Source organism: Kitasatospora sp. NPDC051914, from assembly GCF_040680995.1.
Lineage (GTDB): Bacteria > Actinomycetota > Actinomycetes > Streptomycetales > Streptomycetaceae > Kitasatospora.
Genome location: NZ_JBFAXX010000028.1, coordinates 98,365 through 109,772, shown reverse-complemented (window position 1 = coordinate 109,772; position 11,408 = coordinate 98,365). Strand labels below are relative to the sequence as shown.

Annotated in this window: 13 protein-coding genes and 1 pseudogene; 7 read left to right on the top strand and 7 right to left on the bottom strand. The window is 73.5% G+C overall.

Translation table 11 applies throughout. From position 1 onward, the window contains the following. Window positions 1-167 precede the first annotated feature (167 nt). Together AB0M03_RS20215 and AB0M03_RS20210 are read left to right on the top strand one after the other, a co-directional pair. Window positions 168-413, top strand: coding sequence for a hypothetical protein (locus AB0M03_RS20215; RefSeq protein WP_363492922.1), 246 nt, complete (start codon window positions 168-170; stop codon window positions 411-413). 82 nt (window positions 414-495) lie between these two features. Continuing rightward, window positions 496-1,051: pseudogene (locus AB0M03_RS20210) on the top strand (IS5 family transposase); the annotation flags it as partial. Here the strand turns inward: AB0M03_RS20210 and AB0M03_RS20205 are convergent. Beyond that, entirely contained in the window at window positions 1,032-1,595 is a 564-nt protein-coding gene (locus tag AB0M03_RS20205; RefSeq protein WP_363492927.1) for an SMI1/KNR4 family protein, read from the bottom strand. The pseudogene AB0M03_RS20210 and the gene AB0M03_RS20205 overlap by 20 nt on opposite strands. A gap of 773 nt (window positions 1,596-2,368) precedes the next feature. On the opposite strand from AB0M03_RS20205, the gene AB0M03_RS20200 reads away from it, so the two are divergent. Beyond that, window positions 2,369-3,286, top strand: a complete 918-nt coding sequence (locus AB0M03_RS20200) for a transglycosylase SLT domain-containing protein (RefSeq protein WP_363492921.1) — start codon at window positions 2,369-2,371, stop codon at window positions 3,284-3,286. A 102-nt stretch (window positions 3,287-3,388) separates the two neighbouring features. After that, window positions 3,389-3,805, top strand: coding sequence for a PPOX class F420-dependent oxidoreductase (locus AB0M03_RS20195; protein ID WP_363492920.1), 417 nt, complete (start codon window positions 3,389-3,391; stop codon window positions 3,803-3,805). Between the two features lie 177 nt (window positions 3,806-3,982). On the opposite strand, the gene AB0M03_RS20190 is transcribed toward AB0M03_RS20195, so the two are convergent. Next, the gene (locus AB0M03_RS20190) at window positions 3,983-4,861 is read right to left on the bottom strand and encodes a nucleotidyltransferase domain-containing protein (protein WP_363492919.1); all 879 of its coding nucleotides are present in this window, start codon (window positions 4,859-4,861) and stop codon (window positions 3,983-3,985) included. Between the two features lie 208 nt (window positions 4,862-5,069). Here AB0M03_RS20190 and AB0M03_RS20185 point away from each other — a divergent pair, with 208 nt between their 5' ends. Beyond that, window positions 5,070-5,444: a hypothetical protein gene (locus AB0M03_RS20185; RefSeq protein WP_363492918.1), complete on the top strand. Its 375-nt coding sequence runs from the start codon at window positions 5,070-5,072 to the stop codon at window positions 5,442-5,444. A 45-nt stretch (window positions 5,445-5,489) separates the two neighbouring features. On the opposite strand, the gene AB0M03_RS20180 is transcribed toward AB0M03_RS20185, so the two are convergent. Together AB0M03_RS20180 and AB0M03_RS20175 are read right to left on the bottom strand one after the other, a co-directional pair. Then, window positions 5,490-6,014, bottom strand: a complete 525-nt coding sequence (locus tag AB0M03_RS20180) for a hypothetical protein (protein ID WP_363492917.1) — start codon at window positions 6,012-6,014, stop codon at window positions 5,490-5,492. Between the two features lie 116 nt (window positions 6,015-6,130). Beyond that, window positions 6,131-6,652, bottom strand: coding sequence for a MarR family transcriptional regulator (locus AB0M03_RS20175; protein ID WP_363492916.1), 522 nt, complete (start codon window positions 6,650-6,652; stop codon window positions 6,131-6,133). Between the two features lie 284 nt (window positions 6,653-6,936). Between AB0M03_RS20175 and AB0M03_RS20170 the strand changes: the two genes are divergently transcribed. Continuing rightward, window positions 6,937-7,449 carry a hypothetical protein gene (locus AB0M03_RS20170; RefSeq protein WP_363492915.1) on the top strand — a complete coding sequence of 171 codons (513 nt, stop codon included), beginning with the start codon at window positions 6,937-6,939 and terminating at the stop codon, window positions 7,447-7,449. Window positions 7,450-7,671: 222 nt separating this feature from the next. Here AB0M03_RS20170 and AB0M03_RS20165 read toward each other — a convergent pair whose 3' ends face one another. Continuing rightward, entirely contained in the window at window positions 7,672-8,565 is an 894-nt protein-coding gene (locus AB0M03_RS20165) for a DUF418 domain-containing protein (protein WP_363492914.1), read from the bottom strand. 559 nt (window positions 8,566-9,124) lie between these two features. Between AB0M03_RS20165 and AB0M03_RS20160 the strand changes: the two genes are divergently transcribed. Continuing rightward, window positions 9,125-9,499 carry a VOC family protein gene (locus AB0M03_RS20160; RefSeq protein WP_363492913.1) on the top strand — a complete coding sequence of 125 codons (375 nt, stop codon included), beginning with the start codon at window positions 9,125-9,127 and terminating at the stop codon, window positions 9,497-9,499. Window positions 9,500-9,611: 112 nt separating this feature from the next. On the opposite strand, the gene AB0M03_RS20155 is transcribed toward AB0M03_RS20160, so the two are convergent. Beyond that, a complete protein-coding gene (locus AB0M03_RS20155; protein WP_363492926.1) occupies window positions 9,612-9,884 on the bottom strand; it encodes a 3-oxoacyl-[acyl-carrier-protein] synthase III C-terminal domain-containing protein in 273 nt (90 codons plus the stop codon). Between the two features lie 207 nt (window positions 9,885-10,091). Further along, window positions 10,092-11,063 carry an SDR family oxidoreductase gene (locus AB0M03_RS20150; RefSeq protein ID WP_363492912.1) on the bottom strand — a complete coding sequence of 324 codons (972 nt, stop codon included), beginning with the start codon at window positions 11,061-11,063 and terminating at the stop codon, window positions 10,092-10,094. Window positions 11,064-11,408 lie beyond the last annotated feature (345 nt).

Genomic DNA, 11,408 nt, shown 5'->3' with positions numbered 1-11,408 from the left:
AACCCCCGACGAGACCATCACGACAGCCCTTACCGCCTAGCCTGAAACCGGATCACCGAGTGGCCGTCGATACACCACTCCGGCGGACGTGACCCGCGCTGGAGATCATCATCGGGCTGGAGTGGCAGGACTGCCTCACATTCTCGGGCGGCGGCGATGTGGAGGTCATGCAGACCTCCGCTCAACACCTCGAACGGTCCCGTGCCAAGTACAACCCGGACATCGACAACGAAGCCGCCCAGGTGACCGCGGCCCTGTCGCTGCGCATCGTGCCTGTCACCGACCTCGTCGTCCGGCTGCAAGCAGCCGCCTCGAAGACCGAACCGGACTACGTGGTGACCGACGACGACGGGCAGGCGTTCGGCCCACTGTTCGGTGAGCATCTGGAGCCTCGCCACGGCGGTTGGCGCTGAACCCAACCGGCCGCCACTGCCATTCGCAGCGACGCCGGTATCCCGGCCACCACCTGACAACGTGTCGGGCAGACTCTCCGACGTGTCTGCCGACCTCGTTCCCGACGATCTCCGGGAGCGGATATCTCCGCTCCTCCAGCCCCGTGCTGCCCGACGCCATCGCCACCCCGGACGCCTGCCGATATCGGACCGCGTCGCACTGGCCGGCATCGTCTACGTGCTGCGCAAAGGCGTGGCCTGGCGCGATGTGCCCATCCAAGTAGTCGGCTGTGCAGGGGTGACCGCTTGGCATAAATTCCGGGACTGGACTGAGGCCGGCGTCTGGCTCCGCTTGCACGAGGTCCTTCTCGCCGAGCTGCGAGCGGTGGGTCTCCTTGAGACGGACGACTCGGCAATCGACGGCTCGCACGTCAGGGCGCTCAAAGGGGGATCACACCGGACCTTCGCCGGTCGACCGGGGCCCGCCGGGCAGCAAGCACCACCTGATCGATGACCGGCACGGCACCCCGCTCACCGTCACGCCGACCGGTGGCGACCGTCACGACGTCACCCGGCTCCCGCCACTCCTTGACGCGATCCCACCGATCCACGGCCTGCGCAGCCGGCCATGCAGGTACGTCAGTCCCAGGGATCGGTTCCCAGTTCCGCGGCGGCTTCCTCGTCGTCGTGCAGGAACCGCGGAGAGGTGTCTCCTCGCAAGCCCGAGTCGCTAATGGGCCATTCCTCGAACCGGTCGCACAGCAGCCCGACCAGGAATTCGGCCATCCCGAACGGGTACACCGTCCAGGCCGCGTGGCAGCGCGACCACACGGCCACCGGCCAGCGGTCCGGGTCGGGCTCTGCGGCGACCCAGCAGAGCACGTCCGCCGCATTCGTGTGGGCCCGGACGAGCATGTCCTCGAGGCGGTACAGCCCCTCCGGGGCAGGATCGTGCCAGTCGTCTGTTTCGGACACCATCTCAGGGGGGAGGGTGTCCACCCGGATGCCTTCCCACTCGGCCCGGCCCGTGGCCGGGCCGCGGACGACAACCATCTGCTCGATCGTGCCGCGCCCGAACGTCTCGATGAACCACCGGTAATCGGACGGGAGAGGCCTGCCGTAGACCGCCTCGGCCGCCTTCCAGTCGGCGGTGTCCCCGCAGGTCGGTCCGATGCACGACAGGATCTGCGCAAGCCCGCCCACGGCACCGGCTCCCCCGGCCTCGCTGCCGGCCGTCACGGCGTCGGTCCGGAAGGCGCATGCTCGCGCGCCGTTCCGCCCCTGGCCCTGACGGCCCGCGCGTCGAAACTCTCGTCCATGACCGGGCACAGTAGCCGGTGGCGCCCAAGGACGGCCGGGCCGGGGCCGGCGCCGCGGCGAGCTGCCGGACGCCGCTTCCCGGCCCCCGTTGCCCGTGGTCCCGTACGGGACGGGCCAGGCCCGCCGCTGCCACCAGACCGCCCGGGCGCGCAAGCCGGCGGGCGTTTTTGTGATATCCGCCGCGTTCGGGGCTTTTTGCAGGAAAAGTCTGGACTCCGGTGTCGCCGGAGGGATAGAAAACCCCAACCCCGTCGGTCAGTGCACCGACCAATGTCTGCAGGGACCCTCACGGTGCCGACCCCCGGCCGCACCGGGTACGTCCGCCCCCGGTGCGCCCTGCACGCCCACCGCCCCGCCCCTCCTGCCGAGGTGACACCGTGACAGCGATCAGCGATTGCCCGCGGGACGGCTCCGTCCCTGGGCACGTATCTCCGAGCCCACCCCGCGTCTGACCCTGCCGCCTTTCAGCTGCTGCCACCGCCGTGCCCGCCCGGCCCCTCGGGCGCCCGGGACGTCCGCCCGGGCAGCTCGTGCTGCCCGCAAACACCCCCCGGCCTTCCCGCGCAGCGCTGCCGTGTGTCCCGTTTCGCGCACCGTGCGCTGCGACCCGCCCCCGTTCGTGCGACCTGTCGCCCCCTTTGTGTCCCGGAGCCCCCATGCCCAAGCACGCCCGCCCGCGCCGCCTCCCGGCCGTTCTCCTGTCCGGCCGGTGGATCACCACCGCGGCCCTGGCGACCGCGGCCGTCGCCGTCACCACCGCCAACGCGGCCCCCGGCCACCCCGACGGCTCCGCTCAGGCCACCTCGGCCGGCAGCCGGACTCCGCAGCTCGAACCCACGGCCTGGAGCACTCCCCCGCCGGCTCACCGCACCGCTGCGACGAGCCGCACCACCGGCGCCGTCCCCACGCAGCGCACCGACTCCCCCACGCAGCGCACGGCCGTGCCCGTACAGCGCAGCACCGGCACCACGCACACGGCGGACCCCTCGCCGCACGCCGCGCGCCCGACCGCCGCGCCGACGAGGGCGGCCCGCCAGCGGACGGCCGACCGGGCGGGCACCGCCGGGCCCGGCACCACCGCCCGGAGCACGACCACGCCGACCCGGGCCGTACCCTCGACGGCACCGACCGCCTCCACCGCCTCGAACGCCACCGCCCGCACCCAGGCGGGAGCCCCCGGCAGCGCGCAGCCCACCGCGCCCTCCACCGCGGCGCCGAGCCCCCAGCCGGCCGCCGCCCCCACCACCCAGGCCACCGGCGACCTGGACGGCTGGATCAAGGAAGCGCTGGCCGTCATGGCCGAGCGCCACATTCCCGGCACCTACGACGGGATCCACCGCAACATCATGCGGGAGTCGTCCGGCAATCCGCGGGCCATCAACCTCACCGACTCCAACGCCGCCGCCGGACACCCCTCCAAGGGCCTCCTCCAGGTCATCGACCCCACCTTCCAGGCCTACCACGTGCCGGGCACCTCCACCGACATCTACGACCCGGTGGCCAACATCGCCGCCGCCTGCAACTACGCCGCCCACTTCTACGGCTCCATCGACAACGTCAACGGCCCCTACTGACCCCGGCAGCACGCCGGGCCACCGCCCGCGGCCGCCCCGGCCGGGGCGCAGCCGGCCCGGGCGGGGTGCGGGATTGACGGGGCGGCAGATAGCCTCGCCCGAATGACAGCCATGCTCAACGATTCCGTCCGGGCCCTGCTCGATGCGCCGGTACCCGCCGTCCTCGCCACCCTCAACCCGGACGGAAGCCCGCAGACGTCGGTGGTGTGGGTCGGCCGCGACGGTGACGACCTGCTCGTCTCCACGGCCGCCGGCCGGCGCAAGGAACGCAATCTGCGGCGTGATCCCCGCGCCAGCCTCACCGTGTACGACCCGGCCGACCCGCTGCGGTACGTGGAGATACGCGGCCTCGCCACCGTCACCGAAGACACCGGCCGCTCGCTCGCGGTCGCGCTCGCCGAACAGTACGAAGGCCCCGGCGCCGGCCAGGAGTACCTCGACCTGCCGACGGAGGTGCTCCGCGTCGTCGTCCGCATCAGCCCGACCAGGGTGGTCGGGACCGCCGCCGCCACCGCCTGACCGCTCGTCGTCGGGGCGTTGCTGCACGGGCGAGTTCGGGGGCGATCCCCCGCCGCTCCTGCGATCCCCCGCCGGTGCGGGCAGAGGGCCAGGACCCCTCTGCCCGCACGGGCGTCCGAGCGGGCCCGACATGGCGCTGGGCGCAACACAAGGGCACCTCCCGGGCCATCCGGGATGTCAGGGCCGGCGGCCCGTCAATACCCTGTCGATGGCCGGTCCGAGGAAGGCGCGCGTCAGGTCCGCCCGGCGGTCGATCCACTCCGGCATGGTGGGGGCCGGACAGCCGTACCGGCGCTGCCTGATGTCGTGCACCACCTCTGCCGGAGCGCCGAGTTCGGCCAGGACGTCCAACGCCTCCGACTTGGTGATCAGGCGCCCGCTCATCAGCGTCGTCGCCTCCCGCGCCAGAGTGAGCAGGCCGAGGTCGACCCGGATGTCCTGACGCCACCGCTCGGCGTGGTCGAGGGCCGGCCGCCAGTAGGTCCTCAAGTCGTCGGCGACGAAGCCGGCGAGCTGTCGGTCGGTGACACGCGGCACCAAGCCTGCAGGCGCAGGCCCGTACAGCACCGCCCCGAACCGGTGCAGTTCGCGGCGGGTCGCCGCGGTGACCGGGCGGTACATCAACTCCCCGTGGGCCCACGGGAGATGCCGTACCGCAAAACCGTCCCACTCCCCCGCGGCGACATAGCTGCAGTGCAACTTCGACGCCAGCGGAATCCCCGCCGCCAGGGCCTCGTGCACCCGGACGAGCTGCTCCTCCTCGGCCGGCGAGCAGCGGCCCTCCACCACAGCGATCAGGTCGAGGTCGCTTCGGCCCGGCCGGTAGTCGCCCCCGGCCGGCGAACCGTGCACCCACACCGCCACCAGCCACGGCACCGGCCGCAGGAGACCCACGAAACGCTCGAGGAGCTCACGCGTCACATCGTCCGCCATCGGAACCACAACGGCATCCTCCCCCGCCATCCGCCACGAAATGCGAAACCCCGGAGGACCCGGCCGGCACCCGGCACCGGTGGCGACCCGCCGGGCATGCACTTCGCGGACGCCGACCGCCACAGCCCCGATCCCACCGGCCCGGGCCGGCCGACACGGCGCGGCCCGGCTGCCGGCGACGGGACGGCACGACCGGGATCCTGACCATGACGACCGGCGACACCCGAAAGACCGACCCGCGTCTCAGCACCCCGACGCGGCCGACGGACAATGGCCGAGGCCACAGGCCGGCCGCACCGGCCGCGCCGATCGACGGAAAGGCAGAGAACGGATGACCCTCGAGGAAGGCCGACGCGTCCGGCTGACGGAAGACCTCGCGATCGGCGAGGCGGTCGCCGGACAGCCCGCAGCCGTCGTCGGACTCCTCTCCCTGGGGGCCGGGATCGAGGGCACCGTCGAACGGGTGGACGGGGAGCTCCCGGAAAGCCACGAGGTCCGCGAGTACCAGCGGCTCAGAGCACTGTTCGAGGACTACGGACACACCATGCCGGAAGCCAGCCGGAAACGGCTCGAAGCCGAGATCGCCGCACTCGAACCGGAATGGGCCGCCCACCGGGAACGGGGCAACCGGGTGACGGTCCGGGTCCGCTGGGACAACGGCCTCGTCCTCGACGGGGCGCACCAGGACATCCTCACCCCGCTGTGAAACAACCGGCCGGCGCCGGGCCCGGCCCGGTGTGCTGCCCGGCGGTCAGCGGAACCGGTGCAGGTTCTCGCCGAGGAAGGCCTCCAGGGTGCGCGGGGCGCGCCCGGCGAGGCGGCGGAAGGTGTCGTCCGGTGTCTCCCTGCGGACCACCGCGAGCTGCTGGATCTCCACCACGTGGGTGGCCAGCCAGCCCGGCATCCCGGCCCGGCCGACCAGGTGGGCGTGCAGCTCGGACGGACCCGGATCGAGGTAGCGGATCGGCCGGCCGAGCAACCCACCCAACAACGTGGTGAGTTCCGGGTAGCTGTAGGCCCGCCCGCCGGTGAGCGGGTACGTGCCGCCGGCCAGCTCCGGGCGGGTGAGGACCGGACGGCGCCGAAGTGCGGTGCCGAGGGCAGCGGTCACCAGGGCGGAGGTGCCGCCGATGGTGGTGAGCGCCGCGGCCACCAGGTGCGGCTGCCGGGTGACGGCCCCGCCGAGACCGGCCGTCACGGCGGGCATGGCGTAGGCGGCCAGGACCTCGCGCCACAGGGCGAAGCGCCCAGGGGCGCCGCGGGCCTTCTTGCTCATGGAGTGTCCTTTCGACTGGTCGATCAGGTGATTAGGAACCTAACTATTTATGCTTAGGTACCTAACTACTGGGTGTGAAAGAGAGGCGGACCGTCTGGCGGCCCGCCCCAGTGGGGTCAGTCCCCGGTGAGTGCGTCGATGCCCGCGACCACCCGGGCCAGCAGGTCGAGGAAGGTGGTGCGCTCCTCGGGAGAAAGCCCGCCGACCAGCGCCTGCATCCTGGTGAAATGCTCGGGCGCCAGGTCGCGCAGCTTGTCGGCGCCGCGCGCGGTGAGGATCACCACGTTGCCGCGCCCGTCCTCGGCGGACGGCCGGCGGGCCACCAGGCCCTCCCGCTCCAGGCCGTCGACCAGGCCCGTCACGGTCGCCCGGGAGACGCCGAGGCTCGCCGCGAGCTGGGAGGGCGACTTCTCGCCGCCGTGATCCTCCAGGTCGGCCAGCAGCCGGTAGCGGCCGGTCGAGAGGCCGAAGCGACCGAAGTGCACCTCGCCTGCCTGACCGATCCGGGCACCGGCCGCCATCAGCCGCGCCGCGACCAGGACCGCCCGCGGATCGGCCGTCAGGCCGTAGCGGGCGATCTGGCGGCGCGCCTGGTCGAGAGTGGGGGCGCCGAGGCCCGTATCGGGATGCTGGGTCACGAGAAGTAATATGGCACCTAATCAGATTCTCGGTCAAGCAGCGTCGATGGCACCCGGACGGCGTGGCGGCCGACCCGCACATGCCCCACCGTCCCCGGAGCCGGCTCAAGCGCTGCACCCTCCTTGAGAACGGCCTCGGCGGAGCGTCCGTCATCCGGCCGTCTCCGACGACGACCGCCGGGGACGCAACATTTCCGGCACCCCGCCACGTGTAGAAGTCGACGCGGGGCACCACCGCCCCTGGCCACTCGGCACGGACGACGGGACCAGGGGGCCGGGCACGGATGTCGCCGGAGCGCGAGAAGTTGTTCGAGCAGTTCGCCGCAGCCCGCTACGGGGCGCTGCGCCGCACCGCCTACCTGCCGGCCGGGTACACCGGGGTGCTGGACGGCGCGGCCCGACCGGATTCCGGCTGGTCCGCGCCAACGGCGGGTACACGGCGGTGGGCCACGCTCATGGGTAACCCGCTGACGCCGGGCAGCCGCGTGCCATCGCCCTGCGAGCCGCAGGACGGCCGGCGGGTCTACGCGAGCGACTGCGTGCCCCGGACACTGCCGGACGGCTCCACCGGCTGGCTGTACCGGTCCACCTCCTACCCGGGCACCCGGTTCATCCTCGCCACCCCGCAGGGCCGGATCGCCGGACTGGGAACGCTGCCCACGGCCACCCCGCCGCAGGGCGAGGGCGGGGAGCCGCAGGAATCCAAGGCCATGACACCCGAGGAACTCGAGGCCCTGGTCTCCGCCCCGGACGTACTGGCCGCGCTGAAGGCCGTCCTGCTCGACGCACCGGGATAACAACCTCACCGAGGCCACGCATCGGGGCCGGCCGGCGGGTCGTACACCTATCCCCCGGCCGCTGATGGCGGCCGGGGCTCCGGATGTTCGTGATACGGGTACTCCGGACCGCTACGGATGTCCCGTCAGATCCGGTCCTGGTCAGCGTTTTCCGGTGGCGACCGGCGTCCGGGACCACGGCGAGATCGGTGCGGACGGCCGGAACGGGACGACCCTCCGCGGCTACGGCACCAGGCGGGCCACCCCGGCTGCCCGGTGCATCACCGCCTCCAGCGGACCACGGGCGAACCGCGCCGTCCACAGCCCGGCCGCCGCCAGCGCCCCGGCGACGAACGCGGCGAACAGCGGCAGCGGCGGCCCCGGATCCAGCTCGATCCCGAACAGCACGACCACCACGATGTGCCCCACGTACGCCGTCAGCGACAGCCGCCCCACCGCCGCCACTGCCGCCACCGCGGCCGCGCCGGCACCCGCCGCGGCCGGACGGGCGGTCAGCTCCGAGCAGCCGGCGACCACCAGCAGCGCGAACCCCAGGGCGCCCAGCACCTCGAAGCTCGTCCCGGTGTGCGGCGCTGCGCCCAGCAGGCCGGCCGGATCACCGAGGCCGACCGCGCCCGCCCCCTCCTCCGGCACCTCCACACCCAGCAGCCGCACCGCGAGCCGGGAACCCCCGTACCCGAGCACCAGCAACCCGGCCCCGACCCTCGCGGCCCACCGCCGGACGGCCGGCCCGGACGGGTCGAGGCGCGCCAGGGCCATCCCCGCGAGCACGAACGGCATCCAAGTGGCGGCCGGATAGGCCCCGGTGAGCAGCGGTTCTGCGAGGCGCCGAGGAAGGACGTCGGCTGCCCCGGCCGCGCGCAGTGCGTACGAGAGCTGGGGTGCCAGCAACGCCCAGGCCGCGGCAAGGCCGGCCAGCGGCGCGGCGGGCAGGCGGAGCAATGGCAGGGCGAGCAGGAAGTACGCGCCGTACGCGGCGAGGATGAGGCTGACGGGCGGGTCGAGCGCGTCGAGGGCGGTACCCAGCAGGATCAGCAGCGCGGCGCGGACGGCGATCCCGGCGGCCGTCCGGCGGGCGTCCTGCCCGGTCCCCGGACGGCGGCCGGCGAGCAGCACCAGCGAACAGCCGCGAGCACCGCGAACAGCGCGGATGCCCGCCCGTGGGCGAGGCGCATGGCGGCGCCGACCGGGCCTCCGACCTCCGGGTCGGGTCCGAGGTGTGCGGCGAACATCCCGAACACCGCGAGGCCCCGGGCCAGATCCAGTCCGACCAGGCGACCGGGGCGCGACCTCGAATGCTTCGGGCGGCTCTCGGAGGCGGTCGCGGCCTCGGCGGTTTCTGACATGCCGTCCACTCTGCCGGGCCCAACCCCCGTACTGCATCGGGCGGCCGGGCGACGACACGACCCGCCGACCGGCGGGGTCGGCAGCCGGCGTCTCCTCAGCAGGAGCAAGGGTGTCGAAAGGGCCGGGCCTTGCCCAGACCGCCAAGGTCACGTAAGTTCACCGGATGTGAACACCGGATCGGCGCTACGCCACACACGGATCGGCCACCCGGTGGAGGACTGATCGCATGCCGGGTGCGGACCAGGCACCCCGGCCCTCCACGCGGACCTCCCACCGCTCGCGCACCACGAGTCCCTTCTCCGTGCCGAGCAACAGCGAGGTCAGCCACATGGCAGTCACGTTCAACCACACCATCATCGCCGCCAAGGACCGCACCGAGTCGGCCCGGTTCTTCCGAGAACTGCTGGACGTCCCGGAAGCACCGTCCTGGGGTCCCTTCACCAACATCCAGCTCGACGACGGCGTGCTGCTCCAGTTCGCCGAACCGCCGGTGGAGATCCAGATGCAGCACTACGCGTTCCTGGTCGACGACGAGCTGTTCGACCGGGCGTACCGGCGGCTGTGCGACCGCGGCATCGAGCACTGGGCCGATCCGCAGATGCGGCGCCCCGGTGAGGTCAACAACGAACACGGCGGTCGGGGGGTCTACTTCAAGGATCCCGCCGGCCACGCGATCGAACTGATCACCCGGCCGTACCTTTAGCGCGGGAGTGTCTGGTCGGGCGACCGCCCCGCGGCACCCGACCGGGCAACCGCCCCGCGGCGGGCCCGTGCGCCACGACGGGCCCGGCCGGAAGCCCGAGAGCCGGCCCGGCTCACCAGCGCAGCGGCATCACCCCGGCACTCGCCCCGCTGGCCAGGCCGAACAGGGCCAGCTCACTGCCCGGGCGGAGACGGCCCTGCCGGGCGGCGAGGGCGAGTCGGAGGGGCAGTGTCGCGGCGGCGGTGTTGCCGGCGCGGGCGAAGGTGGGAACGATCCGGGCGGGGTCGATGCCGCACCGCTCGCAGAAGGTGCGGACGAACGGAACGGACGGCTGGTGGACACAGACGAGGTCCAGGGTGTCGGGGTCGGCCTGCTGTTCCTTCAGCCATTGGCGGGCCTGCTCGTCCAGGCCGAGGAAGGAGGCCAGCAGGCGTTCGGAGTCGACGTGGAGCCCTTGGGGCCTGCCCGGGGCGTGGCCGCGGTCGAACAGGGAGCGCCGGGCTGTACCGCCGCAGCCGTTCCTCGATCTCGCCCGCGCTCCGGCGGCCGTCCGGCAGGTGGACGACGGCCCGGGCGATGCGGGCGTGGGGGCTCATGAGGTGCCCTCGTCGGCGGCCGCGCGCACGGTGGTGGCAGCCTGCGCCGTGGTGGCGGCCCGCACTGCGGCGGCGGCCCGCGGCAGACCGGCGGCGGCGTGCTTGACGAGGTCGGTCAGGCGCAGCGGCAGGACGGTGTGCAGGGGGACGAGCAGTCTCGCGTCGTGCCCGACGACGCAGCGCGGCCGGGGCCGGCGGGCGGACAGGCAGTGCTCGATGGTCCCGGCCACCGGTTCCGGGCCCGGTACGTAGCGGTTGACGTTGCTGAACAGCCTGGTGGAGCGGTCGTACCCGAGGCCCGGTCCGCGTCCGGGCCCGGGTCCGGCGCCACCCGCACGGGCCCGGGCCAGGTCGTCCACGGCCCGGTCGAGCATCGCGGTGGCGAACGCGCCGGGTTCGACCAGGCACACCTTGACCCCGAGGTGGGCCGTCTCGATGCGCAGGCAGTGGGTGAGGGCGCTGAGGGCGTGCTTGCCGGCGCTGTACCAGCCGCCCATGGGCCAGGGCACCCGCCCGAGCCCCGAGGAGACGTTGACGATCCGTCCGGTGCCGCGTTCGGCCATGCCCGGCAGGGTCAGGCGGCACAGGCGCATGACGCCGACGAGGTTGACCTCCAGCACGTGGCGGGCCTGTTCGTCGTCGACGTCCCGCAGGGCTCCTGCCTGGGGTACGCCGGCGTTGTTCACCAGCGCCCACGGTCCGCCCCCGGTCATCTCCTCGACCTGCGCCACGGCCTGCCGGCAGGAGTCCGCGTCGGCGACGTCCAGGACCACCGCACGCAGGTCGATGCCGCTCGCCGCGGCCCGGCCCACCAGGTCGTCCGCCTTGGCCCGGGTGCGTGCCGTGCCGATCACGTCCCAGCCGCGCGCGGCCAGCCGGACGGCCGTCGCCCGGCCGATCCCGCCCGTCGCCCCGGTGATCACCACACTGCGGCCGCCGCCGTGCCCGCTGCCCGCTGCCGTTCCCATTGCGCAACCCCGTCCCTCGCCGCCACGGCCTCTTCCCGGCTCCGGACGATCAACGATCCGGGGGCAGGGGGGTTGCGGGCGGACCGGTGTCGACGCGCCCCCGAGCGGCATCGAGGTCGGGGGCGACGGGACCAACGAGGTCGGGACGGCCCCGAGACCGCCGGGGCCGGTGTGAGCGGTTCGCGGACTCTCGGCCTCGAAGCGGACGGCGTCACGGCCGGGCGGGCAGGGCGGCGGACGGGCAGACTGCAGACAGGCACCGTCGGATGCGGCGCAGCCCGGGTGCAGCACGGCCCGGCCGCGCGGGGGACGGCCGGGCCGGTCGTCCGAGGAGGTCCGGCTCCG